Consider the following 25,648-nt stretch of genomic DNA (forward strand, 5'->3'; position numbering starts at 1 on the left):
CCTTCAATTTAGATTCGCTCCTTTCCAAGGTTCTGTAATTCGGATCAGTTCCAGCTTCTTCAATATATTCCCGTTCTCATCGATATAATTGAACTCTTGCTGTTTACGCTTCATCTCTCGGTTAATTTCTTTAACCGCCTTTTCCAGCGCTATCCTTGGATTTACTTGATCAATGACTGCATTGTTCCAAGCAAAACCGAGCTCACGAGCCGTCATGTATCCTCCCGGTACATTCGGCCATTCTTGCAACCACTGCCATTGATCCAAAATAACACTCAGATCATCCTGCTTCCATGGCATATTGGCAAATGCATGAACATTAGCGGAATTCCAGCGGAAGCTCTCCCCGCGATATTGTTCCAAGTTCAGTCCAAACTCCGTTTGAATATCTTCGGACATATACCATTTGAGGAAATCCCAAGCTACAACACGTTTTTCCTTCGGTGTATCATTAAATAGAACGTTTGCTGTAGGTGCTCCTGCAGCAGCCCATCTTGCAATCGTACCGTCTTTCTCCTTCGTTCCAGGAACAGGAGCAATTGCCCACTCATTCATAATCTCAGGTGCTGCGACAAGTAACTGCATATAAGTATTGAAATCTGAAATTCCGATAGGCATTGTTCCATCTCTAAATTGTTGGTAGAAGCTGTTTACTTGACGTTCCATACCGTACACATTGAACATTTCCGTCCACTCTTTGAACGCCGCGTAGGCTTCGGGTTCATTTAAAGCACTTGACAATCCGTCATCCGAATATAGATCCACTTTATTTTGGAAGAATAGATAGGAGAAGTTATCCGGCGGAATGTAGAAGTTACTTTCGTTCTGCAATAATGTTGGTAAAATGCTGTATACATCATCCCAAGTTTCCGGAACTGATAAGCCAAGCTGGTTCATAATATCTTTACGATAGAACATGATATTGAAGTTGTTCGTCTCAGGTGTACCGTAAATACCACCGTCATAACGATAAGGCTGAATAATCCCTGGATGAAATAGATCCATTACTTGATCTGAGTCCGTGAACTTCGTCAAATCATAGACAGCATTACGTAATGCGTAATCAAAGATAGATGCACTCGGTACCCCAATTGCTATATCCGGTAATATTCCAGCCGCTTTACCAAGGACAACTAAATCCGCCGATTGTACTAGATTAATATTCACTTTAATGCCGTACTCTGGTGTGAATCGTTCATTAGCAAGCTGCTGTAGTTCATCGACGTAATCACGTCCTTTAAACATCCAAATATTTAGTTCATCATTCGCATTCTCATCAAGCTGATTCTCGCTTGTAAATGAATAGAACAATGTAACGATTGAGTTCCATAATTTCTCAATGAAGTTTGCCTCGATCTTAGGAAGTTTTGTGTCTGGAGCAGCTACATAAATACGATCTATTTGCAGTGGAGTATTCATCAAATCTACACGCTGGGCCTCAATCTTCTCTTGCATCGTTCCAATCGTTAACTGACTGGATGGAATTTCATTTGGATCTTTCAATAAATCTTCTAAATCCCGGGCACTAGATTTAAAGGATTGAGATACATTGTCCTGCACCTCGTTAATGGCGAACATATCATCTGTAAGCTTGTTGAAATTGTCTTTTAGTACTTCAAGTCTTTTGGTCATGCCGGGGATGTCTTTCTCAATATTCCATACACGGTAAGCATCTGTACTATTCCCTGTCGCAATCCGAAGTTCTTTCGATACATTACGAAGCTCTTTCGACAACTGATCAATACCCGCTAGGATCGGTATATATGGTTCAACTGTAGCCTCCATCTTGATGGAATGCTTTCCTTTCGTGAAAAAGAAATCGTAGGCAGCCCCGTCTCCATTCGACAGTGATACTTTTTTCCAATCACTGCTGTATGGGAAAGGATAGTTTTTCATCTCCGTAAACGGAATCTCCCCGTCAATGTAAATATTGCGGAATACCGTAGCGTTTTCACGTAAATTTTGCTTCACACTGAAGGTTAGGTTGTATATGCCATCTTCCGGAACTTCGAAATCCCAAGTTACCGCTTGCCCGCCCTTATTCCATCCTGTACCACCAATCGTATTAAATCGAACGCGATCGAGCGACTTAGGCTGAGAAAGTGGACTCCGATCATACTGGGTTTGAATCGAAGATGAGTTTTTTAGACTATACTGTTCACCCTCAATGACAATTGCTTCCTTACTGCCGCTTGCATCAGCCTTTGGATAAGCTTCTTTCACTTCTTCATAACTAGCTAAAGATTGAGGAGCTTGCAGACGGAGAGATTTCAACGCAACCGACTGTCGAATCGTCTCGATCCGGATCGTATTCTCCCCTTTGATCAGATGCCATTGTAATGGCTTACTATAAGACCCCTCAGAATCACGAAAAGAGGTCGTTTTCCAGCCCACTTCCTCCTCGATGAGAGAGCGAAGTTGATTTCCATCGTCATCAAATTTCACAGGCCTTACCTCTGTAAAAAGTCGTTCCAACGAAATGGAGTGTGCCTCGCGAAAAGGATATTCTCCATTAATCTGAACACTCATCATCACAGATTGACGTCCGATCCCATCTTCAGAGAGGAGGGGATGATAATCTGCCCCCAGTTCATAGATCCCTTCTTCATCTACATTGATTTTGTACTCTACCCAGCCTTTTGGTTGAGACCATAGCAGTACGTCCTTCGCTCCTTCATAAGTACCGACAGAGACGATTGAATCATCAGATTTTGCGTCATACTTTGATGCATCAATCTCCAATAGTTTCGTCCCCAGCGGAACCTTCTTCTGTTCCCATTCTTTCGAAATCGTATAGAAATATGGTTCATTACTCGATAAATCTGAAGTAAGTGTATCCTCACTACTCTTTTTTACTGTCTTGGAAGCTCCTTCTGCGTTAACTGGCAACACCGGATTACCTATAAGGGCTACAAATAAGATGACGAGCAATAATCGGTTAAGAAACTGGTTTCTTCTCTTTACCATTCGTACCCCTCCATCACTTTGTTAATAAAAACCCAGTATCTTTATGGAAAAACAATGCTTTATTCATATCCACGGCTACAGCAGTTCTCATTCCATCATCGAAGTGATAGCGTGGGTGTGCACGTGCAACTAGATATTTCTCCAGTCCAATATTCATATGGTAATAACGATCTGAGCCAACGAATTCACTTAATTCCATGGTTCCGTTAATAATCGAATTTGGATGCGCTTCCATCATAATTTCCTCGAAGCTAATGTTCTCTGGACGCATACCAATAATGATTCCTCGGTCTACGAGATTCATCTGTCTCATCGCATGAGCTTGCTTCTCAGTAAGTCTGAGTCCGAATCTCTTCGTATTGAATTCAAGGAAACCATCACGGTCTTCAATCTTTCCGGTCACAAAATTCATCGGTGGGTTTCCGATAAAATTAGCTACAAATAGGTTAGCCGGTTCGTTATAAATGACCTCTGGCGTATCCACTTGCTGAACAATCCCTTTCTCCATCACCACAATACGGTCACCCATCGTCATGGCTTCAATCTGATCGTGGGTAACATAAATCGTTGTAACACCGATCTTCTTGTGAAGGCGAATAATTTCAGAACGCATCTGCACGCGCAGCTTCGCATCCAGGTTGGAGAGCGGTTCATCCATAAGAAAAGCTTGCGGTGTACGAACGATTGCACGGCCCAGAGCCACACGCTGACGCTGACCACCGGAGAGTTCTCTTGGTTTACGATCCAAAAAGTTCTCAATCTCAAGTACACGGGCAGCTCGTTTCACAGATGTCTCAATTTCATGTTTCGGAAGCTTTCTCATTTGCAAACCAAAGGCGATATTTTCATAGACAGACATGTTCGGGTATAATGCATAGTTTTGGAAGACCATCGATATATCGCGATCTTTAGGAGGCATATCATTTACAATCGTATCGCCGATGTAAATTTCACCTTCAGAAATATCCTCCAATCCCGCGAGCATACGTAATGTTGTCGATTTACCGCATCCTGAAGAACCTACAAAGACAAGAAACTCTTCATCCTCTACTTCGAGATTGAAGTCATTCACCGCGTATTCTTTATATTTTCCGTAACGCTTGTGAACATGATTAAAAATAATTCTCGACACTGGAACTTCCTCCTTTGCACGCACTCGCCATTTTATTGAAATGTTTACTATAATTTGTATCTTAACAACATCTCTGTGGGGGTAGTGTGAGAATGATGTGTGTTTCTTGTGAATGTTGTCTTATCTTCCATCACTCGACAAAGGGTGACCTTATTAGAGCAAGCCTGTCCTGGATAGACAAGCCTGCTCTTGAATGATGTATCATACCGCTTATTGCTTGGACTTCTCTTCCTTGATCTTGATATCAGTCTCTTCCTTCAGCACACGAGTAAACTCCGCTACGTTCAAATCACTCGTTGCAAACTTTGTGAGTGCTTCATTAATCGCAACATATTGATCCCATGGACTTTTACGTGCTGGTGGCTCAGCAAATGTATTTTGGAACATTGCGCTAACATTTTTATCCGTATACGTTGGGTCGTCTGCACCGAATAGTTCCCCGTCTTCTTGACTCAAGGAGACCGACGGGGTACCCATTCTCATCCGGTACTGCAGCTGGTAATCCGGTGAAATCAGATAAGATAACACTTGCAGTGCTGCTTCTTTATTCTCACTAAAATCATTGATGACCCATGGGTGAGTGCCTGGTTTCGGAGCTATTCCCGCCATATCTGCAAACGACGGAACGGGAACCATATCCATGCTTTTCTCATATTCAACTCTCTCTTCCGTTTCTCCGCCAAACCAAGTTAAGAAGCCATGCCAATTAACGACCATCGCAGCTGTTTTACCTTCAAACTTACCTTGATCTTCCGGATTATAGATATTTGGAATGCTGAAATACTTTGTAAGAACCTCCATCATTTTTGCAAACTTCGGATCTTTATCAAACAAGACTTCTCCCGTTTCCGGGTCGGTATAGTTCATAGATAATTGATTAAAGATCGCTGTTGGCATGTACCCTAAATCAAGACCACTGTATTGAACACCATCCTTCATGACGGTTAGCTGTTTCGCCAAGTCAAGAAGTTCATCCCAAGTAATATTGTCAGTTGGGTAAGAAACACCAAACAGATCAAATATTTCTTTGTTATAGTACAAAGCGAGAACATCTCCAGCATCTGGAAGACCAATCAAGCGTCCTTCTTTATCGCGTGAACGTAATTCCTGAAGCAGCTCTGGATTCACCCCACTTACATCAACACCATATTCTTCAATCATTTCATCGAGGCCGAATACCATCTCAAGCTCTTCTAGCGGTGCTTGACCGGTGGAGCCATGAACGATATCAGGAACAATTCCTTGCGCACTTAGCTCCTGCATGTTCTCAACCGTGCCGTTCCAGTTAACATACTCTACTGTTACATTGGGAAATTGCTCTTGAATTGGATCAATCATTCTTGGTGTGAAATAGTTTAAGTCCCACGTCGTTGCAATTTTTAACGTGACAGGCTCATCACTAAATTGCTTGGTTGGTTCTTTCGGTCCTTCTTCTTCTGATGTACCCGTGTTATTGGTGTCCGAGACCCCTGATTCAGGCTTGTTTTCTGTTTCATTTGCTGTGTTATCCGAGCTACTACATGCAGTTACAAAGAGCGTGAACATTAGGCATAAAACCATGAGTAAGTTCCCGATTTTACGTTTTTTCATCACAATCAATTCCCCCTAAGTGATTTTAAAAGCAAAATGCTAGAATCTTTTCCCCAATGGAAGGAGTTTAACTCTTACTCTTACCTAAAGGTTGATGTTTAGGTTGTTCTCGTATGATCGAACCATCACTAAGGTGCAACCAGGTATCGAATGTTCTTGCCCCTTCTTGTAATTGAATCACTCTGGCTCCCACCTCAATCTCCTTCCCCCACTGGATGTAGCTCGAGGATCTTCCATAACACAGTCGAATCCCATGTAGTTCCCCGAAGTAATCATTACCATGGTCGTGTCCGGCGAAAGTTCCCATAACATCTCCCATCTCTACCATCGCGGTAAATAGACCACTGTTCACACGGGGTGCGGTAATCTCCTCTCGTTTTTCTCCATAACATATTTTCGTGTTCCAGACCTCTTCGTACTCCGGAAGCGGGATATGAAAGAAAGCCAAGGACGGAACCGTTACTCCCTCATTGTTCTTCGTCAACTTCTTTGATTGTGCTACATACCATTCAATCTGGTCCCTTCGAATCCAATCATAGCCGCCCACATGCCCTAGCGTTGAATAGCTGCCACTATCCATAAAATAAAGTGCTGCACTTGTCTGATCCTCATGATTTATCAACTTCAATACAAAATTGCCTGCACCACTAAGACTCTCTTCTCCTTGTTCAGCAACACAATATTCGTGACTTAATTGAATCTCCATTAATTGATCCCTTGTAATACCCGCTTCCGAATCATGGTTGCCAAAGACAGCAGCCCATGGAATCTTACATTGTTCGGCCACAGACACGACCTCTCGAAAGGTGTGCTCCGGATTTATACAGCGCAAGCTCCCAATAATGTCGCCGGTAAACACAATCAAATCAGGACGTTCTACGCGAATAACATCCTGCATCATCTTCCCTGTCTTCGCGTTTAATCCATGGTCATCATCTAAGTACTCTGTATCAGTGAACTGTACAATCTTGAAGAAGCCATCATTGTTAAATCTCAATGCTTTATTCAGATACATAGGTCTCCCCCACGTAGTAGATTGCCATCTGACGGATAACAGGTACGTCTTCACATTCAATAATTTCTAATTCGACACCCCGTACTTTCATTGCAGGGATACGAATAATCGTTTTATGCCCGATGTTTTTTCCTTCATAAACCGTAATAGAACGATGTGTCTTCTCCGTGGTGACATTAATGCGGAAACTCCGGGCATGCTCTCCGTTCGTTAAATCCTCTTGAAGGACAATATGGTCAATTAAATGAGGTGTGTCTGTCTTATAAGACCATCCTGACTTGCTCTGAGAACACTGCTCTATTGTCGCCATAGGCTTGTTGAATCTTCTTCGGATCTCTTTTCCCATGGCTTGCAATTGAACAGTATCTAGATCAGGTAACAGCCCCTCTCGATTGGGCCCGATATTTAATAGCATATTTGCCCCTCGCCCTACCGAACAATAATACAAGCCCATCAGTTGATCCAAGCTCTTGAGCGTGTGTTCATCACTATCGCTATAGAACCAATTCGCACGCATCTGTACATCACATTCCACAGGCAACCAAATATCTTCTCCTAAAGCTTCCTTCTGTTCAGTTAAAATCGAGAATTCCGTTGCATCTGTGACATTCCAACTAGGAATCGGTGCAATCCCGTCTTCATTACCTACCCACCGAAAATTAGGATCGCCCATGTTAAAAATCAATATATTCGGCTGCAGACAGCGAATCTCTCCAATAATTCTTCGCCAGTCATATTCATGATCCTCAGAGCCGCAGCCGTCAAACCACAATACATCAATATCCCCATAGTCACCTAGCAATTCCGTAATTTGATTCACGAAGTAGTCATCATAAGACTTCGCATCCTGATGATAGAAATCTGCCGATCCGTCAAATGGAGAATAATAAAGTCCGGGCTTCACGTCGTACTTCCGACATGCGTTAACGAACTCCTGAACGACATCCCCCTTTCCCTCTTTCCAAGGAGACTGTGCAACAGAGAACGAGCTATATTTCGATGGCCAATTGGAGAATCCATCATGATGCTTCGCGGTTAGTACTGCGTATTCCATCCCTGCTTCTTTCGCTGTTCGAATCCACTGTTCACAATCCAACTGATTGGGATTGAATGCAGAGGGTGACATCGGCCTTTTATCAAAATCAATATACCCCTCATAAAATGTACGTAGGCCAAAATGTAAAAACAGTCCGAATTCCCATCCCTGATACTCTAACTGCCTATTTGTCGGTTTGATCATCGAATTCTCTATCACCTAGAGCCACCCCTCAACATTTTTTCTAATCGTATCAATTCTGTTGTGAAGGTAGTGTGAAGACTTCTGCGCATTTCATGTGATAATATATACGACCATGTTTCACAAATATTTACCAACAGGAAAAATTCCAAATTTAAGTATACCCTTTTAATTTTAAGACTTTCTTTTAGTCGACTGCTGTTGCTTCTTCAGAATCACTTTCGTCCTCTCCTCTACTTCGAGGCTTGAAGGAATTGGGGTTGGAGGTGGGCTAACTTTCGCTTTCCAACCATGTGCTGAATAAACACACCATGGTCTGCAAAATGAAGCAGGCCTCCAAGTTTGAAACCCTTGAACGGCCTGTTTTTTTCTATTTAGGCGAAGATCTATCCCCGCGTGTCTAAAAACGTCTACTAGGCGGATAGCTTTTTTAAGAGGATAATTATGTATAAAATGGATATTATCTGTTTCCTTGCAGATGCTTGGTTTGACACAACTGCTGCATAAAAGCAATTTGGACAGCGCCAAGAACCACTGCGCAGATTGGTATCGCAATAATGATAGCTACTGGACTCCACAGCTGGTGGATCAGCAAACTAATGACGCCCGAACTTATCATCATGGCAATGATTATGCCCGAAGTACTAAAGCTCGTTGCTTGAAAATAACGTATACTTTGCCGAAATGCTACGTTCACGTTCAATTGATCAACAACGATACAGAACTCTACATAGATAAAGATTATTCGGAGAATAACGAAGATAATGAGGGAAAGAAAGAGGCCAACGGCACCCAGAAACGCTACCAGCAATGTGGTCATTGCAGTCTTGGCTGCTGTTATGATCATAAAAAAGAAGATAAAGCGAACCCAGTGCTTTTTGCCATCCATCATAAATTGACGGATTGAAATTGGACGACCCTCCACAACATGATTCAGCGAGGCAATATAGCCGCCTTGAGCAAAAGCCATCAATAAAAGTACAAAGATTACCGGAATCCATGCTCTTACCGACACCGTATCTCCCATAAACTGCATTTGGTTAACAAGCTGCGGTATATTGCTCACATAACTTACAGATGGAACCCCCATCTCGAGAATCAGACGCACTGAGAAGGATGGTGAACCTATAAATCCAACGATTATGAGCCCTAAAATGAAGGACAATGTATCCAAAACGATCGGATATATTAATATTAATGGATTTTTAAACAGCATGCGGAATACTTTTTTCATTATGAAGACAACCTCCGTCACAACTAATAATTGAGTATTTAATTTTGAGGCAGGCGAGCTTCCGGAATATCAATTTGAAACATCGAACCATGACCGAGTTCACTTTCCGCTTGAATGGTTCCACCGTGGGCTTCAATAAGCGCTTTAGCGATACTTAGACCCACTCCTATTCCTCCGGTATCTCTTGAACGAGCTTTATCTGCTCGATAAAACCGATTGAAGATAAGTGGTAAATCTTGCTCAGATATCCCGATGCCATTATCGCTGCAGTAAATCGTGATCATATCCTTGTGTTCAATCGTTACACCTACATCAATGGTCCCTCCTACCGGGGTGTATTTGATCGCATTGGAGATAATATTTGTTATGATCTGGACGCAACGGTCCGAGTCGACTTTGACAGGACACGGGATAAAAACGGTATGTAGATTAAAGGTTATATCCTTGGCTTTAGCCAGAAATATTAAGTTTTCGAACACATCCTTAACCAGATTACGTATATCAATAAATTCAGTATCCAGCTGGAATTTGGCACCTTCTGCTTCCGACAACTTCTCTACATCATCAACCAGACGACACAGGCGATAAATCTCAGCATAAACACGGTTCAAATTTTCTTCATTTGCTGGATAAAGACCGTCAATAAGCGCTTCCATTCTTGATAACATCGAAGTCAGGGGGGTACGAAGCTCATGCGTTAAATCCTGCATTGATTGCTCACGCCAGTGTTCTTGGCTATTCAAATCCCCTACAAGCCTGTTCGTGGAAGCAATAAGCTGCTTCAATTCCGCTGTACCTGTCTCCGAAATTAACGTCTCCCTATGACCAGCAGCAATATGATTCGCCTGAAGGCTACTTAATCGAAGTGGCTTGGACAATCGCATGGCTAGAATGTAACAGATAGCTATGGCTAAGCACAGAAGAAGGATTGCAACACCACCCTCTAAAGTCGAAAATGAAAAGAAAGACATCGTAGGTAGATTATAATCGTCACCTAAATCCACGATAGATTCCAAAATCCCGATTAACTGACCATCAATATAAATCGGGCTGCTTACCGTGAAAGGCCTCTCCAACTCCTGAACATCCGGCCACGAATCGTACAACACAGTTTCATGGTTTGGAGCATAGTAACGTACATTCATCGAATACACATTCACCGCCTGTTCCAGCCAATCTGCCATCTCGCCTGGTAACCTATCAGGTTCAAGTTGGGTTCGTAAAGAAAAGGCAATCTTCTGTGTCTGGTCTTTCGCATAGATCATCTTGTAGTCTTCTAGAGAACGATCAATGGTGAACTTAAATAATAAATACGCCACGGTTAAGAAGAGCATCACAGTCACGATAAAGGTAATAAAAAGAACATAATGTGTCTGTCCAAATCTGTGCTTTAGGCCCATTAGTAATCCTCATCCGGATGAAATGTAAATTTATACCCTGCACCTATTTTAGTTACAATATAAACCGGATTTTTATGATCCTCTTCAATCTTCTTACGGATATTCTTAATATGGGTATCCGTCGTTCTTCCATCACCAATATCACGATAACCTTGAACTTCATAAGATAAATCTTGGCGACTATATAGCTTATTAGGGCTTTTGAGCAAGACACTGAGCAGCTTAAACTCCGTAACCGTTAAATTTACAAGTTTACCATTAAGTTGAACCTCTTTCGATTCGAAATTAATGATAAGACTCCCTTTGTTAAATCTCATCACCGTTCGGCTATTCACAGATAGCATATTCATTCTACGCTCTAAAGCCCGAATACGGGCGACCACCTCTTTCATACGGAAAGGCTTTGTAATGTAATCATCTGCACCTAAATTAAGACCATTAATCGTATCAATTTCACGAGCCTTGGAGGTGATCATAATAATAGGCATGCTTGAAGACTGCCTTACTTTCCGACAAACCTCTTCTCCTGGTATACCATGAATCATCAAATCCAGAATTAACAAATCAATTTTAAAATTATGAATTTTTTGCAGGGCATCATTACCGTCCTCGGAAGTGATTACCGTCCAGCCTTCATTCATCAGGTATGATTGCAGTATGTTACAGATTGATTCATCATCCTCAACGACTAGAATATTCATGTTACATTTCCTTTCATTACATAATTTGGTATATAAATATCCACTTATTCTATCACCTAAGAGCGTCACTGAAAACAATAAGAATACATAAATAAGAATATCTGCTACTAAAGGTCCGTTTTTCCTTACATCCTCATTACAATTGGTATACTAAATTCTCATTTCTTGCTTTCTTTTTCCTTCAATTTAGCACCAAATCATATTGATATTTACAATGAAAATTTACATCAAAAAATATAATAACAAATTTTCTGATAAGTTCATTTTGTTATTTCATGTTAAGAAAACAACGAACAAAAACCATCATTTCTGGAGCAGCGCTACTCCAGAAATGATGGTTTTTCATTTATATCTATCCTCTTTTAGGTGTCATATATGTATCCCTAAATATCATTTCTGCATGGATAAGCAGTCTTTCCGCCGGAGAAGACGGATGTTCCACTCTCCATAACAATTGATCAACGGCTCTTCTTCCAAGTAACGATTTATTCACATCTACCGTTGCCAGTATCGGGAGGTCCACCATGACATTATCAAAACCGGTTACCGTACAATCGTCTGGGACCGATACATTTTGATTGGTTAGCTGTTCCAGCACAAAACGTGCAGTTGAATCATTCACACATACAAATACTTCAGGAAGTTGACTCTTTGGAATCTCGCTCACTGCTTCCTTCAGTCCTACTATATCTTCATGAAACAATTTGGTGTTTTGTTCCAAGGGGATATTATGTTCATCGAGCATCATCCGAAAAGCCGTCCAACGCTCTAAGAAGCTGGGCGCATCATAGATATTCCCTGCAAACTGAAATTTTCGATAACCAATGGCAATCAGTTGATTCATCATCTCTCTCATGAGACTTATATTGTCACTAAACACGGTGTCACAGTGAAATGCAGAATCAGAATGATCCACCATGACCACTGGGATCTGCAACCGCTGGAACTCAAGCAGTAGTGAGGGAGAGACGGCTCCAACCGTAATAATTCCTTGTATTGCTTCAGGATTTAGTAGGGAGAACACTTTATCAGAAGAAGGTTCAGTTAAAGTTAATATATCGAGTCCCTTCTCATTCAGCCTAGCAGATATTCCTTCAAATACAGGACCCCAATATAAAGAATCCATATTTTGATGCCTTATATTTGGAAACAGCACAAGAATTGTACCTGTCTGTCTCTGCCAGTCAGGATTCATCTCTCGATCCTTTTCCTCGTCAGAAACAACCGCCCTTGCAGCTCCACCCGTCCCATTCTTAAAATAACCAAGCTGGCCAGCAGTACGAATGATCTTATCTCTTGTCTGCTCGCTAACTCCGGATTTGCCCGTGAGTGCTCTTGATACAGCGAATTTGGACACACCTGCCGTATCAGCAATTTGCTGCATTGTCACTTTCTTTCGCATCTTCTCACCTGTCTTCTAAGGTCAAAATGTACACATATAGCGTCATCTTATCATACTCCAGGGGAAGAAGCCTACTTTATGTCCGATAATCTACGATGTAAGGCTTAAGACGTGTTTTGTAGTAACCAATACTCCACTCAATGGCACGATCCATTTCATCAAATGTATATCGGTGTCGCTGCAATACAACCTCACCCTCTTGCATTGCTAGTTCATAGGCAACCGTAGCAGGAAGTGGTCCAACGGTAAATTGATCCTGATAATGATCAGCAACTAAATTTTGCTCCTCCATCCACTCATACAAAGAGAATTCATCTCCCGGATTCCATTCCACCTGATCCGCTAAGTCTGATGAGAGCCGGTGTTCATAAAAAATATAGGGTTCCTCATTCAATAAGTATAACCGTTCAATACACAGACAAGAGGGTCCAAAAAGGGTATACGCCTCATCATTAGGACGATTTTCTTTCACTTTTTTACTTATTAATTTCTTATCAATTCGGTCCCCTTGCTCTACTAATATTTCCGTGAATCTCTTCCCTTTAGACATTTGGGGAGAAGTAGAGTTTCGAAGTACTGTCGTTCCGACTCCGCTTTGCTTCAGTACATATCCTTCTTGTTGTAATTCCTGAATTGCATTTCGCACTGTCATCTTGCTCACTTTAAATTCTTGTTCGAGCTGTGGCTCTGAAGGAATGAGCGAACCAATAGGGTACCTGCCATGCACAATGCGATCCCGGATTATTTTTTTTAGTTGTAAATAAAGCGGCCCTTTTTTTCTGGATAGGGTCACGTAAATCACTACCTTTCAATATCAAGCACAAGCTCATTCATGACCTGAAGAATGTCCTCCTCCGAAGAGAGGGCGGTATCTCCAATGATCGTATGAGCGAGGACGGACGCAGCCGTTGCATACTGAACAGTATACCCCGGATCATATCCACAAATCTCACCGTGAATTATTCCTGCTGTGTACGCATCGCCAGCACCAATTCGGTCAAGCACCTGTACTCTCATCGGTTTGCCAAACGTCATACCACCTGTTTCCTTGCGGTATAGAAACCCTTGAATGGAATGGCCATCCGCTTCAATCGTCCGCTGGGTCCCGGAAATGACACGAATATGATAATCTTCTGCGATCCGAGGAATGAGCTCTTTGATTTGGTCTAATCGGTCATCCGATGAAGCCTCGTAACCTAGCAGCGATATGGCATCCCGCTCGTTCATCATGACGATATCCGACAGACGGAGCATATCCTCGTAGTGATGCTTCGCCTGTTTTTTCTCTTCTTCCGACCATAAAGAGGCTCGAAAATTACAGTCAAAGACCACCGTTCCGCCTTGTGACTTCACCTCACCTGCTAAGGTTTTCATCTGATATCTTATCTCTTCATTCATCGCAAGTCCAATCCCGCACAGATGAAAGTAATCACTTTCCTTTGCCACAGGCAGATGATCGTACACATCGCGAGAAGCGCTATTGAAAGAGCTGTTTTTACGGCTTGCATAAGTCACCTTACTTTTTCGGGGACCATAGCCAGTTTCGAGAAAATAAGATCCGAGCAGTTGTCCTTCCCTACGCACGTATTCCATCTGAAACCCGAGTCCTCTTAGCGAAGCTTCAGCAGCATCTCCCAGTGAATTAGACGGCAGAGTAGTTACAATCGCTCCTTGATGTCCAAGCTTAATAAGGGCTGCCACTACATTCACACCAGTCCCTGTGAAAGAATAATTCAGAGAGCGGCTTTGACTCAAAGTTAAGTGTGAAGGCACCTCGAGTCGCATCATTACCTCACCAAATGAAGTAATTTGCTTTAGATTAGCCTTTGCCATGAGCATCCACCTCGTACTTAAGAATTTCCGTTAATTCTTGTACGTCCTGGATGATGGTCTCTCCTGTTGTTTTATCAATAATGGATGAATAAACGTGGGGAATCACTACAGGCACGCCTGCCTTAAGTGCAATTTGCACAATTTCACGGAAGTTCTCTTTATCAATACCTCCGGTTGGTTCGAGTGCAAATCCTGCTTTTGCGCAGGCGTTAGCAACGGCGATGAACTCTTCTTTAGTATCCAGTCCATTCATTGGAAAATACTTCAGCGCATTGCCGCCCATGTCAGATACGAGAGCAATCGCTGCTTCCACAGGTACAATCGCTTTCTCGGGCGTAGAGGAACTAAGAGGTCCTGTAGACAGATTAACATAACCCGGTTTTCCGCAAGGAGATACAAGGCTGTTAATCCAGCTTTCTTCTCCGTTCAAGCTTGAACGGGTTGCCCCTACTCCTGTAAACACTTGATTAATATGCGTTCCTGCATATTCTCTCGCAATCTCTGACACGACCTCCGATTGCTTCGGATCTCCTGCACCCAGTCCAATGGACACTGCATCTTCGCATACTTCACCGTGAAGTTTCATCGCTGTTACTGCAGCGTTTGCGTCTGGATAATTTTTAGATAAAACACCAATGACCACATGTCCTTCTGCTGCTTCAAAAATATTCTTTGCATTTTCTACGCTTCCTGCCAGTACATTAAGTGCTGCTCTGCCTTTATACAACCTGTTATCCATTGTCGTCATGATTGTGTACCTCCAGATATAATTTGATAGATACGAGAATAAATAATGTCCATATCATCTTCTCTTAGTGATCTTGGATCAATATCAAAATAACCTTGTCTTACCCCGTAATCACGGGTATAAACAGCAATATCTCCTGTACGCAGCTGCTCAGCAACCTCTACAGCGCTGATGCCCGTCTTTTTCTCATCAATTCGAATACGCCCTCGAAAAATAAGTCTGCCCGCTTCGTCCTGTACTGTCGACATCTCAACGCCAACAAGTTCGGAAAGGGATGCAAGCTTTTGTAATGCTTGTTTCTCTTGCTCGCTCTTGTTGGTTTTCACGCCATATTCATCCAGCGCTTTTAGCAGTCCGAATGTTGTTTCTTTACCCACTTTCATACTCCGTCCAATTCCAGAAAGTTGTACTTTTAGCCATTCAATATACTGCTTTTTACCCGCCACGATTCCGGAAGTAGGCCCTTCAATCGCTTTCGATCCACTAAAGATTACAAGATCAGAAATACCGATATAGCTGGTCAGATCTTCTTCCGCTGCAGCATCAATGATCAGAGGGATTTTATGTTTTTGTGCGACTTCGTAAGCTTCTTGAGCCGAAATCATATTCTTTTGCACGCAATGATGGGATTTGACATACAAAATTGCAGCTGTGCGATCATTCAATGCTTCCTCAATATGTTCTTTCTTTCCTTCGTTGGCATACCCAACTTCAAGAAGTGAACCGCCTCCCAGATAAACCATCGTCTCTACAGGAGCACCATACTGAACGTTATGACCTTTTAACATCACAATCTCATTTTTCAGGATCAATTCTTGATGGAGTTTTTCGCTCTTTCTCTTGTTCCCTTGGGTTACAATTGCGGCTACAGAGAGCGCAATTCCACTCGATGCAGAATTCACCACTACTGCTGACTCAGACCCTAGTACATGCGCGATGTGATCACCTGCTTTGTTCGTTAGATCCGCAATCTCCACATACTGCTGTCCTCCCTGTTTCATTGCATCCATGACCGTGTCCGTTGGCGCCGATACGCCAAGAATACTCATTCGACCACTTGCATTAATAACCCGTTTCAAACCATATTGTTCAAGAATAGAATTTGTCACCCATAATCGCTCCTCTCGTTTTAATGATTGTCTCTGCCTTGCGCAAATCTCCCATAGAATCTGTAAGTTCAATTGAATCTTGAACCAATTCGAACAAAGTAAGGTTTGCTTCATCCCCTACCTGAATCCGTCCTAGCTCAGGGCGCCCCAGCCAATCTGCTGCATGCGTCGTAACCGCATTTACAACATCAACTAGCGAATATCCCAGAAGTAAAAACTTGCTCATCACCTGAGCTAAACTATAAACTGGCCCGGTTAAACGATTGCCACGATAGATATCCGAGCTGATTGTACCTGGGTGGATACCCAGTTTCCTTGCCGTTTCCGCTACCTCAAATGAAAAACTTGCCGTTCCATGACCTACATCAAGGTGAACTCCCCTTTTTATTGCAGCAAGAAATTCGGGAAGAGGCTGTTCATTTTCATCCAGCACATTATTTTTCTTTCCATTCAAATAGTGCGTAATGATATCTTTACGTTGAAGTAGGTTCAGAACTTCCTCTATAGCAGGTGGCCCTGAGCCGATGTGTACCATTAGAGGCAATCCTGTTTTATCTGATAAATATCTTGCGGTTTGAAGTGGACGAATGCCTTCATTCTTCACGACACTCTTGCTAATTCTTGCTTTGAGTCCAACAATAAAGGAACCAAACCTGTTAATCGATGTAGTAATTTCATTCTCATCTACCCATTCCTCAGCGCAAAGCTCATCTTGACGCTCTCCAAGACCAATACGTGAAATGTTAAGAAAGGCAAGAACCCTAGTTGCAGCTTCTTTACTTTGCTGTGCAAGGCTTGCGATATGATCGGCACCACAGCTTCCTGCATCAATGATGGTAGTGACACCCTGGCGTACGCCAATCTCATCCATGTTGTCGCCGTAAGGCTGATAACTTTCCATCGCATGGACATGCATATCAATCCAGCCACTAGACACGTACAAACTACTGCAATCTATGATATTATTTCCTGAAGCAGTTCCCGGAGCAGACTTCCCAGCGATGATACCGTTTACAATAATTAAATCAAAACGTTCCTCATGATCAGCTGTGCGTACAGAGCGAAGTATTGTTGTAGCCATTTCACACCTCCTTCTTCCTAACATTGGTATTTTATTATGTGATTAGGATAACACAGTTTTTGTGTTAGGTAAATATAACGTTATAATGTTTGTTCGATAAAAAAGATCGTCTTACATGACGATCTTTTACTCCAAGCTCATTTAAACTCCTACTTTTTCGGTTCGTTTTTGTTTTCTTATCCACTGTGGTAACCGTGGCGTAATCTCTGTGAGTAATACCCCTGACAAGATGAAACACGCCCCTACCCATCCATTCCAAGGCAATTTCTCTCCGTAGAACATCAACGCAAACCCCGCTGCAAAGACCGGTTCCATGGAAAAAATAAGTCCAGCACGTGTAGAAGTCATATGTCGCTGAGCCAATATTTGAAGTGTATAGGCTACTGCACTGCATAGCACAGTCAAACCGAGTACTGCTACCCATGCCTCATTTGTATCTGGTAGCCTCGGTTGTTCAAAGATAAAGGAAAAGATTAGAGCAATACCTCCGGCGAATCCGAGCTGCAAAATACTAAGTAAGATAGCGTCCCCATTTTTCACGATAAATCCAGAAAGTATAATGTATACAGCATACATCAGTGCTCCTAATATACACAGTATATCTCCCGAACCAATGCTCAGGCTCTGATCTAAGGTCAGTAGAGATATGCCCGTCACCGCCAGCATGATACAAACTACCATTTTTTTGCTCGGAAGTTGCTTCTTCCAAACTGCTGTTAGTAGTGGAACAAACACAACTGACAAACTAATTAGAAAACCGGCTTGAGAAGTACTTGTTCGTTTTACACCATAAGTAATGAAAATAAAAGCGGTGAACAACACTGCTCCTAATAAAAATCCTTGTCCTACAAGCTTCCAGTTCAAACATGACCACTTTCTATAAAACAGAATACCCAGTAGCAGAAAAGCAAAACCAAACCTGAGAGCAATCAGATTTATCTCTTGTACACTTCCAAGTCCTTCTTTCATAAACAAATAAGATGATCCCCATAAGAGGGTAACAAGCAGCATTTGCAAATCGGCTATTCTTTGTATATTCATTCTCCTAATCATGTCTTGCTTCTTCCCCTCGTTACCTTGTTATGTATACTGAGCTAACCGCTTCCATAAGCAGCAAGACAAAGTATATATCAACTCTTCCCATTAGAAAAATGAATGTTTATAATACATAACATGAATATATTTCATGTAAGGGGAAATGAAGATTGAGCCTGACCAAATACGCTATTTTGTGTACTGTCATTGAAGTTGGCAGCTTGACGAAAGCAGCAGAATCCTTAAATTTAACACAATCTGCTGTCAGTCATGCCATTATGAGCCTGGAAAAAGACTACGGTTTTACTCTTCTTATCCGCGCGAAGTCAGGCATACAGCTCACCACTAACGGAGAACGAATTTATAACTATATGAGAGAGATTCTTAAATGGCAGGAAATGATGCAGCAAGAAATTCATTTGCTGAATGGCATTCAGACAGGAACAGTACGTGTCGGTACCTTTACCAGTGTTTCTTCGCAGTGGCTCCCTGGTGTTATCAAATCTTTCCATCATGAATATCCAGATATTCATATTAAATTGAAAGAAGGGGATTATGGGGAAATCAAAAGCTGGATTGCTTCCGGCGCCGTAGACTTTGGCTTTATCTCTATACAAGGGAATTCGCCGCTGGATACGATTCCACTTAAGAAAGATCGCATGGTTTGTATCGTTTCAAGAGAACACCCTCTTGCCGGATCTCCTTCTGTCTCCCTTGAACATTTGAAAAACGAACCCTTCATTATGCCGAAATGGGGAGGAGATGATGAGATCGAGACCATGATCAAAAAGCATCAGACGAAACTGAATATCAGATACGAGGTCGCTGAAGAGCAAGCGATTATTGGAATGGTTCAGCATGGTCTTGGCGTAAGTATTTTACCTGAAATGGTACTTACTAGACTTCCAGAGACCATTCAAGTCATTCCAATAGAAGAGGAACCTTACCGGTTCATCGGATTAGCGGCCCTCTCCCTATCAGAACTGTCTCCAGCTGCGAATCGACTTCTTCAAGCGATTCAGGACTGGTTACGTCTTCAACATCTACTGGATGAATCTCGTAGTTGAATCTACTTTCCTTCGCTTGAGGATCATCAAGTACATACAGCTACCAAGTAGTAGGGCAGCGATCGTCCATTGGAGCAAGGAAGCAGAGACTACTGCTGTTTTTACATTGTGCAATTCAGCTACATGACTAATGAACCAGATCATTATCATTTCAAGCAAGGCATGTACAAAGCTATATACACTAGTAACTCGCCCGATCATAGAGCCCGGAATTTCATTTTGAATAAAAGTAAAATAACCCGTATTCATAAATGCTTGGAAAAATGACAAGATCACAAATCCCATACCTGCAATAACGAAGAAATGGGACAAACTGTAAATAAAGTATCCTGTAGAAAATAGCATAGCCCCGAATCCCAGAAGGATCATAGTATGCATCCTATGGACGATACGGGTCTGAATAAACGATCCCAGTAGAAAACTGATGCCTGTGACACTCAGAAGCAGGCTATATTGTGAATCACTACTGTGAATGACTTGTGTGATGAAGGCAACTTCAAGAGAATCCATAGCAGCAGCCATGATCATAACTGCATGAAATAACCCATAGATAAGGACTACTCTTACATGCGTTTTACTGAACGCCCATACGACTGACCAGTCCTTTTTTAGTAAGCTCCATTTGTTCATAGTTTCTTCACTTCTCTCCTCCAGCCGATCTATAGAAGGCTCAGAAAGAGTTTTGGGTAGCCCGGTAAGCAGAAGTGCAGACAATAAAAACGAGAAACCATTAATGAGAATCGCTGTTTTTCCAGTCGAGACAGCAAATAATCCGCTCGCTACAGCAGGGCCAATAACGTAGGCACCAGATTGAGTCAACGCAACCCATGCATTGTATTTTTTTCGAAGGGAGATCGGAATTAGAGAAACGGTATAGGCCAGCGAAGCTGGTTCAAACAAGGAACTAGCCATGCTGATTAGAAATACGAAGAGATAGATAAGAGATAAGGAAGGCAAAAAAGGGATAGCGAGGATAAAAGCAGCTCGAATGAGATCGAGCATAATCATCATATTACGCTTGTTCATTCGATCTACGATACTGCCGGCAAAACCCGCAGTCAACATCGTGGCAATGGGCCTAAGAATATACAACAACCCAACGGCTGCCGGAGATTCGGTCATATGAAGAATCATTAGATTAATAGCGATCAGATAGATCCAATCCCCAATGTGGGAAATACCAATACTGGACAATAAAAAGGTAGCGTGTTTTTTTCTGAATACATACAAATTCATGATATACATCCCTCTCTATGTAGAGGGCATATGGCAATAGAAGTTACACCGGATGCCCTGCATTAACTTTTTTCATCGTTTTCTCCTCCTCCTTTATTCATTTTCTGTCGTTTGCACATCGTCATTATAAACTTGGCATTCATTTTGATCTCCTCCTTGAAATTTTATCCATTAGCATACCTTATTCCTCACCATCTGGCAATCATCCATACAAGATACGTGCCTATTTTCACGGCAGAAATGTATTAGCCCAAACCTATACCCATTATTTGTCATAAGATGCAGGAGGTTGGTGAGGGGAGGTCAGTACTCATGAGCGAAGAAAAACGTAATGGCGGATATGGCTATGGATGTGGTGAATCTGGATTTGGCGGCGGAGGATACCAGTCTATCGGAGCAATCTTAGTTCTCTTCATACTTCTTGTTATCATTTCTCGTGCATTCTCCTGGTAGTCATCTTGTGAAAAATAAAGAAGACATCTTCCACTGTGAAGATGTCTTCTTTGCTTGTTCATCAAAAATCAGCTTGAATCAAATCCATATTGATTCCAATTGCTGCACGGCTCCCTTCCCCGGCAGCGATAATAAGCTGAGTCGGAGACACGACTGAACTGTCTCCAGAAGCATAGATCCAGCGGATATTGGTTCTCCCAAAATCATCCGTCTGAATGGCTCCCTTGTTATTCATTTGACAGCCCAGTTTGTAGCAAATCGCACTTGGCTGGGATAGTTGAGGGGTCACAAATCCTGCCTCACAATAAAGTTGATCTCCATTCGTAAATACGACACCGCTTATTTTCCCTTCTGTCCCAACCAGATGATGTATCGGCTGATCCCGTACTTGAATCCCTTTAGACCCCAGTATTCGATATTGCTCTAAAGTAAGAATGGAATGCCCATTGGTACATAACACCAGATCTTTACTCCAGTGCTGAATAATCCGAGCTGTAGCAAATGCGTTCATCGATTCCGTAATAAGAACAAGCTTCTTCCCTCTTATTTCATACCCATCACAATAGGGACAACTAAACAAACTTTGTCCATAAAAAGAATCTAGGCCTTTTATCTGAGGAAGGGTTTCCTTTAGGCCCGTAGCTAAAAGCAATGTTCTGGCTGCCGCCTGTTTGCCTGTTGAGGATAGAACTTCAACCCCCCCACTAGCCCCTTGGCGCACATCAACAACTTCTTCATTTATCATTTTTACGGAAGGATAAGCACTCAGATCCTTGTACGCAAATCTTCTGAACTCTGCCGGACTTACACCATCCCGCGTCAAAAAACCATGAGAGTGGCGTGTAGGAGCATGTCTTGGTCTGCCCTGATCAAAGATAAGAACAGTTCGCAATGAACGCCCAAGTACTAACGCCGCACTAAGCCCTGCTGGGCCACCTCCGATGATAATACAATCAAACATAGGGACACCTCTTTTTATCGAGCATCACTTTCTAGGCATTATATGTTGTTCATATCTGTTCTACGTCCATTAAATTTCATTGTGATTTCAGACTGTTTTCAGCTTCTACTCAGTTTGAAGACATGTTCAGTTCATATGAAAACGATACACTGTTCTCATCAAGTAAGTTTAACTACATTGTTTAAAGGAGATCTAGAAAATGAATCAAAAAAACAAGTCACAACTTATGTCTATTGGATTAGGCATTGTACTGCTTTTCATGTTATCCGGGTGTGGTACAACAACAGAAAATGCCCAGAGCAGCACTGCCTCCGTACCTGAGACATCTTCTTCAGCAAGTACTACTGCCTCATCATCAGAAACGCAGGGAACGATGCTTCTTGGCAAGGTTAAATCTTTAGATGAAAATACACTTACCATTTATACATCATCGATGCAGCCTGGTCAGGGCGAGGGGATGAACGGAGCAGAACCGCCACAAGGTCAGCCGCCTGCGGGTTCTGGAGCTGGAACAGGAACTCCTCCAGAACAAGGACAAGCACCAGAAGGAGAAGTACCGGCGATGCCACAGGATGGAACTGCACCACCGGATATGGATAATTTATTTACGGAGGAGACAACGGAAATTACCATTACGGACACCACAAATATGCCTTCCTCTGAACTGCAAGCAGACGATATTGTAGATATTACACTTGAAGAAGGAACACAGAATGCACTTTCAGTACAAGTTCACGAAGGATTCGGGGGTCAAGAAAAAAGTACAACAGAAGAAAGTACAACACAAACTCCTTGATTCACCTTCGTTCTGAAATTAGATGAAATTATAAGGTATTCTTCATAACAAAACCCCCTTCCAATTGGTAAGGGGGCTTTGTTCTATTCTAGAGCTTAAGGGATATATTGCTGTACAATTTGAATGACTTCTCCATCTTGAATTGTTACATGATAAGGAAACTGACTCATATCCAAGTTCTCTTTATTTTCATAAAGTTGGATGAACTTCTCAAGACTGATCTTCTCATTCCAGTTCAGATCAATATCTTCTGGATTGCCTGTACGATCATAAATTTGTACTAGCACTTCCGCATCCGGAGCGATTTTCAGCTCTTGGATCGATTGGTCATCATTTACGATATAATAACCATCCGGTGCATAATCAATTCCTGCATTCGGTTCATGCTCTACGAGAGCCTCATCTGCTGCTTTACCTTCAAACCAATCAATATCATCAGCTAGAATCGTAAGTTGCCCAGCTTCATTGACAAGATTCGTAACATAAATGGTTTCCTTGGTTGTATCTGCTGTATCTTTATTTTCAGTCTGCTCGGCTGGATTAGAAGTTTTGGCTAACACGGTTGCCGAATCATAATTTATATTTCCATATGTAAAGGATCCCAAAAAGATTACACTCAATAAACTAATAGCAAGTATTGATTTTTTCATCCTGCATCTCTCCTCATGTTCAGCATGATCCCAAAAAGTGAATCACCTGACTTGTTCCTAGTGTCGAAAAAACGGTGCACCCAGCAATTGTTGGGTTATCAATTCATCTCTATGCACTCGAATTTCGGCTCTAGATATAGTATAAACGTTGTAAATGATGAAAGAGTTTCAAAGTTGTTATCAAAAATATAATAAATATTCATATCAAGGTCTAATGGGTCCCTCTAAGACTTATCTTGAATACATTATGAATCAGCTTTGACAAAACGGACAAGTACCCTTGCTAAGATGAGTTTCTCTTCATTATCTGCAACATTCCATAATTCTTGAAGTAATTTTTCCTCACGATTTCGTGGTTCTTCCTTCAAAGCAAGAATATCTGCTATCTTCTGGGCTACTTTTGACATTTGTTCTTCATCCAGCCCCAGTGATTCACCAAGCGATACCCTTTTGCTTAAATATTGTTTGAATGCATCAAAACTTTCAAGGATATCTTCTTTTTGCTCGGGATCCATTCGCTGCATCACACTTTCCACCTGATCGAGACTCATTTCTTTATCCTTATTGATCATATGTGTTTGTTCTGACATCGTGTATCCCTCCAAATATTTTTTCCTAGGTTTTTCCATAGCTCGTCTTACTTTCTATTAACCTTGTCCCTCAGCTTGAAACAACATCCACGAGTAAAATTTGTGAAAAGATCTCATTTTTTCATTTTATGAAGTGCTTTGTTAATCCAAATTCCAGACAATACGCCATCACCCATTGCGACTGCAACCTGTTCTGAATGTATACCCATTCTCAACTGATGTCATTCTCGAACGCGCATCTGCCACCACGTGCTTATTATCCGCAATTTCTGCACCGAGTTGTTCAGCAAGTTCGGAATGAACTGGGTTATTCCCAAAAGCAATAAATCTTTCGGACGAAAACCTTTGTAGATAAAGGGTTACGCGACTATCGAATAGCCACTTGGTCATATATTGGTCACATTGCGATCATTATTCTAAATTCTCTTAATCACTCAAGTACACAACTTGTTCTAAATTTTCTGCAACTTCGTTCGCCACACTCCGAAGAACATGACTATAGGTATCAAGTGTTACTCCTACTTGAGAGTGTCCCAAACTTTCCGAAACTACCTTTGCATTAGTGTTCATTGTTAACAATAGAGTTGCATGAGAAAGCCTTAAATCGTGGAATCGAATAGATGGCAAGTTCGATTGAGCAGAGTCTCTTTTGAATGCATCATATAGTCTGTTCGGGAGCACTTGCTTACCATTCTTAAGATTAAATATAACAAAATCCATTCTATCCATTCTTCTATCTCATCTTTAGAGAGTATTTTGATGAGTTTCTCTCTATAAGCTTGTTTAATCTCTTTTTGTTAGAAATCCAGAGACATGTATTTGATTCTCCATAATATCCTCCTGTTTTTTAAATCAAAGTCGTCTTTTATTAATTCTTATATTTTTACATGTATGGTGCATTTAGAGTATAGTTAAGGGATTCCCATAAAGAAGACGGTCATCTTATAAAAGTTCAACGTATCTATAAATCAAAAGAAGATCTTCTAAATAGAATGAAGTCAGTCGATGCTACATCTCAAATTAATTTCAATCTGCAGGATATGTCTCTACATATCACGATTACATCTTCAACTGAAGATCAATTGTTCATCAAACTATCAGAATTCGTAAATTATGATGATGATCCTCAGCTTTTAGCGGATGATTCGTTTTTTATAATATTGAATGAAATCAAAGCCATTAATTCTGGCGAGAAATTTATTGGACCATTATTGGATCTATTTAATAGAATACTTGTTGCTGTGGTTCTTATGCCCGAAGAACATTACCATATAACAGATAAAAAGCTAATTGATGAGATTCAAAAAGATTTTTATTGGAGCGATATCTATGAGAGTGGAAATTTAAAAACTTATGTAATATTTCTTTCTGCCGAAAATTTGTGAATTCTTATAATTAGCCTCTGGAGGTG

General features: G+C 41.6%; 25 protein-coding genes. 4 read left to right on the top strand and 21 right to left on the bottom strand.

Annotated elements, in window-relative coordinates:
* Positions 1-3 precede the first annotated feature (3 nt).
* The 15 genes from KFT32_RS03780 to KFT32_RS03850 form a co-directional block, all read right to left on the bottom strand.
* A complete protein-coding gene (locus KFT32_RS03780) occupies positions 4-2,967 on the bottom strand; it encodes an extracellular solute-binding protein (RefSeq protein ID WP_211745782.1) in 2,964 nt (987 codons plus the stop codon).
* A 13-nt stretch (positions 2,968-2,980) separates the two neighbouring features.
* Entirely contained in the window at positions 2,981-4,099 is a 1,119-nt protein-coding gene (locus tag KFT32_RS03785) for an ABC transporter ATP-binding protein (protein ID WP_211745783.1), read from the bottom strand.
* A 210-nt stretch (positions 4,100-4,309) separates the two neighbouring features.
* On the bottom strand, positions 4,310-5,689 hold the full coding sequence (locus tag KFT32_RS03790; RefSeq protein ID WP_211745784.1) for an ABC transporter substrate-binding protein: 1,380 nt from the start codon (positions 5,687-5,689) through the stop codon (positions 4,310-4,312).
* A gap of 67 nt (positions 5,690-5,756) precedes the next feature.
* Entirely contained in the window at positions 5,757-6,704 is a 948-nt protein-coding gene (locus tag KFT32_RS03795; protein ID WP_349304850.1) for a metallophosphoesterase family protein, read from the bottom strand.
* Complete coding sequence (locus KFT32_RS03800; protein ID WP_211745785.1) at positions 6,691-7,959, bottom strand: alpha-L-fucosidase; 1,269 nt, start codon at positions 7,957-7,959, stop codon at positions 6,691-6,693. The genes KFT32_RS03795 and KFT32_RS03800 overlap by 14 nt, the downstream gene beginning before the upstream one ends.
* A 442-nt stretch (positions 7,960-8,401) precedes the next feature.
* Positions 8,402-9,175, bottom strand: a complete 774-nt coding sequence (locus KFT32_RS03805) for a hypothetical protein (protein ID WP_211745786.1) — start codon at positions 9,173-9,175, stop codon at positions 8,402-8,404.
* Positions 9,176-9,213: 38 nt separating this feature from the next.
* The gene (locus KFT32_RS03810; protein ID WP_211745787.1) at positions 9,214-10,575 is read right to left on the bottom strand and encodes a sensor histidine kinase; all 1,362 of its coding nucleotides are present in this window, start codon (positions 10,573-10,575) and stop codon (positions 9,214-9,216) included.
* Positions 10,575-11,276 carry a response regulator transcription factor gene (locus KFT32_RS03815; RefSeq protein WP_211745788.1) on the bottom strand — a complete coding sequence of 234 codons (702 nt, stop codon included), beginning with the start codon at positions 11,274-11,276 and terminating at the stop codon, positions 10,575-10,577. The genes KFT32_RS03810 and KFT32_RS03815 overlap by 1 nt, the downstream gene beginning before the upstream one ends.
* A 352-nt stretch (positions 11,277-11,628) precedes the next feature.
* Positions 11,629-12,678, bottom strand: a complete 1,050-nt coding sequence (locus KFT32_RS03820; protein ID WP_211745789.1) for a substrate-binding domain-containing protein — start codon at positions 12,676-12,678, stop codon at positions 11,629-11,631.
* Between the two features lie 76 nt (positions 12,679-12,754).
* Positions 12,755-13,471, bottom strand: coding sequence for a GntR family transcriptional regulator (locus KFT32_RS03825; protein ID WP_211745790.1), 717 nt, complete (start codon positions 13,469-13,471; stop codon positions 12,755-12,757).
* An 8-nt stretch (positions 13,472-13,479) separates the two neighbouring features.
* Positions 13,480-14,511: a sugar kinase gene (locus KFT32_RS03830; RefSeq protein WP_211745791.1), complete on the bottom strand. Its 1,032-nt coding sequence runs from the start codon at positions 14,509-14,511 to the stop codon at positions 13,480-13,482.
* Entirely contained in the window at positions 14,498-15,259 is a 762-nt protein-coding gene (dagF, locus tag KFT32_RS03835; protein WP_211745792.1) for a 2-dehydro-3-deoxy-phosphogluconate aldolase, read from the bottom strand. The genes KFT32_RS03830 and dagF overlap by 14 nt, the downstream gene beginning before the upstream one ends.
* Positions 15,256-16,368, bottom strand: a complete 1,113-nt coding sequence (locus tag KFT32_RS03840; RefSeq protein WP_481856297.1) for a DgaE family pyridoxal phosphate-dependent ammonia lyase — start codon at positions 16,366-16,368, stop codon at positions 15,256-15,258. The genes dagF and KFT32_RS03840 overlap by 4 nt, the downstream gene beginning before the upstream one ends.
* The gene (locus KFT32_RS03845; RefSeq protein ID WP_249435636.1) at positions 16,349-17,449 is read right to left on the bottom strand and encodes an amidohydrolase/deacetylase family metallohydrolase; all 1,101 of its coding nucleotides are present in this window, start codon (positions 17,447-17,449) and stop codon (positions 16,349-16,351) included. The genes KFT32_RS03840 and KFT32_RS03845 overlap by 20 nt, the downstream gene beginning before the upstream one ends.
* 141 nt (positions 17,450-17,590) lie before the next feature.
* A complete protein-coding gene (locus tag KFT32_RS03850; protein ID WP_211745794.1) occupies positions 17,591-18,490 on the bottom strand; it encodes a DMT family transporter in 900 nt (299 codons plus the stop codon).
* 164 nt (positions 18,491-18,654) lie between these two features.
* Here KFT32_RS03850 and KFT32_RS03855 point away from each other — a divergent pair, with 164 nt between their 5' ends.
* On the top strand, positions 18,655-19,551 hold the full coding sequence (locus tag KFT32_RS03855) for a LysR family transcriptional regulator (RefSeq protein ID WP_211745795.1): 897 nt from the start codon (positions 18,655-18,657) through the stop codon (positions 19,549-19,551).
* Here KFT32_RS03855 and KFT32_RS03860 read toward each other — a convergent pair.
* Positions 19,528-20,787 carry an MFS transporter gene (locus tag KFT32_RS03860; RefSeq protein WP_211745796.1) on the bottom strand — a complete coding sequence of 420 codons (1,260 nt, stop codon included), beginning with the start codon at positions 20,785-20,787 and terminating at the stop codon, positions 19,528-19,530. The genes KFT32_RS03855 and KFT32_RS03860 overlap by 24 nt on opposite strands.
* A 312-nt stretch (positions 20,788-21,099) precedes the next feature.
* On the opposite strand from KFT32_RS03860, the gene KFT32_RS03865 reads away from it, so the two are divergent.
* Positions 21,100-21,240 (top strand): YjcZ family sporulation protein, encoded by a 141-nt coding sequence (locus KFT32_RS03865; RefSeq protein WP_211745797.1) that lies wholly within the window; start codon positions 21,100-21,102, stop codon positions 21,238-21,240.
* A gap of 61 nt (positions 21,241-21,301) precedes the next feature.
* On the opposite strand, the gene KFT32_RS03870 is transcribed toward KFT32_RS03865, so the two are convergent.
* Positions 21,302-22,201, bottom strand: a complete 900-nt coding sequence (locus KFT32_RS03870; RefSeq protein ID WP_211745798.1) for an NAD(P)/FAD-dependent oxidoreductase — start codon at positions 22,199-22,201, stop codon at positions 21,302-21,304.
* A 199-nt stretch (positions 22,202-22,400) separates the two neighbouring features.
* On the opposite strand from KFT32_RS03870, the gene KFT32_RS03875 reads away from it, so the two are divergent.
* A complete protein-coding gene (locus KFT32_RS03875; RefSeq protein WP_211745799.1) occupies positions 22,401-22,997 on the top strand; it encodes a hypothetical protein in 597 nt (198 codons plus the stop codon).
* Positions 22,998-23,092: 95 nt separating this feature from the next.
* On the opposite strand, the gene KFT32_RS03880 is transcribed toward KFT32_RS03875, so the two are convergent.
* The 4 genes from KFT32_RS03880 to KFT32_RS03895 all read right to left on the bottom strand — a co-directional run bounded on the left by KFT32_RS03880 (position 23,093) and on the right by KFT32_RS03895 (position 24,966).
* Complete coding sequence (locus KFT32_RS03880; protein WP_211745800.1) at positions 23,093-23,647, bottom strand: hypothetical protein; 555 nt, start codon at positions 23,645-23,647, stop codon at positions 23,093-23,095.
* Between the two features lie 245 nt (positions 23,648-23,892).
* A complete protein-coding gene (locus tag KFT32_RS03885; RefSeq protein ID WP_211745801.1) occupies positions 23,893-24,237 on the bottom strand; it encodes a DUF3243 domain-containing protein in 345 nt (114 codons plus the stop codon).
* A 168-nt stretch (positions 24,238-24,405) separates the two neighbouring features.
* Positions 24,406-24,627 (bottom strand): hypothetical protein, encoded by a 222-nt coding sequence (locus tag KFT32_RS03890; RefSeq protein ID WP_211745802.1) that lies wholly within the window; start codon positions 24,625-24,627, stop codon positions 24,406-24,408.
* Positions 24,628-24,663: 36 nt separating this feature from the next.
* Entirely contained in the window at positions 24,664-24,966 is a 303-nt protein-coding gene (locus KFT32_RS03895; RefSeq protein WP_211745803.1) for a tyrosine-type recombinase/integrase, read from the bottom strand.
* 263 nt (positions 24,967-25,229) lie between these two features.
* Between KFT32_RS03895 and KFT32_RS03900 the strand changes: the two genes are divergently transcribed.
* Entirely contained in the window at positions 25,230-25,622 is a 393-nt protein-coding gene (locus KFT32_RS03900; RefSeq protein ID WP_211745804.1) for a hypothetical protein, read from the top strand.
* Positions 25,623-25,648 lie beyond the last annotated feature (26 nt).

Origin of the sequence: Paenibacillus sp. Marseille-Q4541 (assembly GCF_018310695.1) — a bacterium.
Taxonomy (GTDB): Bacteria; Bacillota; Bacilli; order Paenibacillales; family Paenibacillaceae; genus Paenibacillus.

What these genes read in the sequence shown, in the direction of transcription:
- KFT32_RS03780 (WP_211745782.1), bottom strand. Translation starts at nt 2,967, where the DNA reads ATGGTAAAGAGAAGAAACCAGTTTCTTAACCGATTATTGCTCGTCATC.
- KFT32_RS03790 (WP_211745784.1), bottom strand. Translation starts at nt 5,689, where the DNA reads ATGAAAAAACGTAAAATCGGGAACTTACTCATGGTTTTATGCCTAATG.
- KFT32_RS03795 (WP_349304850.1), bottom strand. Translation starts at nt 6,704, where the DNA reads ATGTATCTGAATAAAGCATTGAGATTTAACAATGATGGCTTCTTCAAG.
- KFT32_RS03805 (WP_211745786.1), bottom strand. Translation starts at nt 9,175, where the DNA reads ATGAAAAAAGTATTCCGCATGCTGTTTAAAAATCCATTAATATTAATA.
- KFT32_RS03810 (WP_211745787.1), bottom strand. Translation starts at nt 10,575, where the DNA reads ATGGGCCTAAAGCACAGATTTGGACAGACACATTATGTTCTTTTTATT.
- KFT32_RS03815 (WP_211745788.1), bottom strand. Translation starts at nt 11,276, where the DNA reads ATGAATATTCTAGTCGTTGAGGATGATGAATCAATCTGTAACATACTG.
- KFT32_RS03820 (WP_211745789.1), bottom strand. Translation starts at nt 12,678, where the DNA reads ATGCGAAAGAAAGTGACAATGCAGCAAATTGCTGATACGGCAGGTGTG.
- KFT32_RS03830 (WP_211745791.1), bottom strand. Translation starts at nt 14,511, where the DNA reads ATGGCAAAGGCTAATCTAAAGCAAATTACTTCATTTGGTGAGGTAATG.
- dagF (WP_211745792.1), bottom strand. Translation starts at nt 15,259, where the DNA reads ATGACGACAATGGATAACAGGTTGTATAAAGGCAGAGCAGCACTTAAT.
- KFT32_RS03845 (WP_249435636.1), bottom strand. Translation starts at nt 17,449, where the DNA reads ATGGCTACAACAATACTTCGCTCTGTACGCACAGCTGATCATGAGGAA.
- KFT32_RS03850 (WP_211745794.1), bottom strand. Translation starts at nt 18,490, where the DNA reads ATGAATATACAAAGAATAGCCGATTTGCAAATGCTGCTTGTTACCCTC.
- KFT32_RS03860 (WP_211745796.1), bottom strand. Translation starts at nt 20,787, where the DNA reads ATGAATTTGTATGTATTCAGAAAAAAACACGCTACCTTTTTATTGTCC.
- KFT32_RS03865 (WP_211745797.1), top strand. Translation starts at nt 21,100, where the DNA reads ATGAGCGAAGAAAAACGTAATGGCGGATATGGCTATGGATGTGGTGAA.
- KFT32_RS03870 (WP_211745798.1), bottom strand. Translation starts at nt 22,201, where the DNA reads ATGTTTGATTGTATTATCATCGGAGGTGGCCCAGCAGGGCTTAGTGCG.
- KFT32_RS03875 (WP_211745799.1), top strand. Translation starts at nt 22,401, where the DNA reads ATGAATCAAAAAAACAAGTCACAACTTATGTCTATTGGATTAGGCATT.
- KFT32_RS03880 (WP_211745800.1), bottom strand. Translation starts at nt 23,647, where the DNA reads ATGAAAAAATCAATACTTGCTATTAGTTTATTGAGTGTAATCTTTTTG.
- KFT32_RS03885 (WP_211745801.1), bottom strand. Translation starts at nt 24,237, where the DNA reads ATGTCAGAACAAACACATATGATCAATAAGGATAAAGAAATGAGTCTC.
- KFT32_RS03890 (WP_211745802.1), bottom strand. Translation starts at nt 24,627, where the DNA reads ATGACCAAGTGGCTATTCGATAGTCGCGTAACCCTTTATCTACAAAGG.
- KFT32_RS03895 (WP_211745803.1), bottom strand. Translation starts at nt 24,966, where the DNA reads ATGGATAGAATGGATTTTGTTATATTTAATCTTAAGAATGGTAAGCAA.
- KFT32_RS03900 (WP_211745804.1), top strand. Translation starts at nt 25,230, where the DNA reads ATGAAGTCAGTCGATGCTACATCTCAAATTAATTTCAATCTGCAGGAT.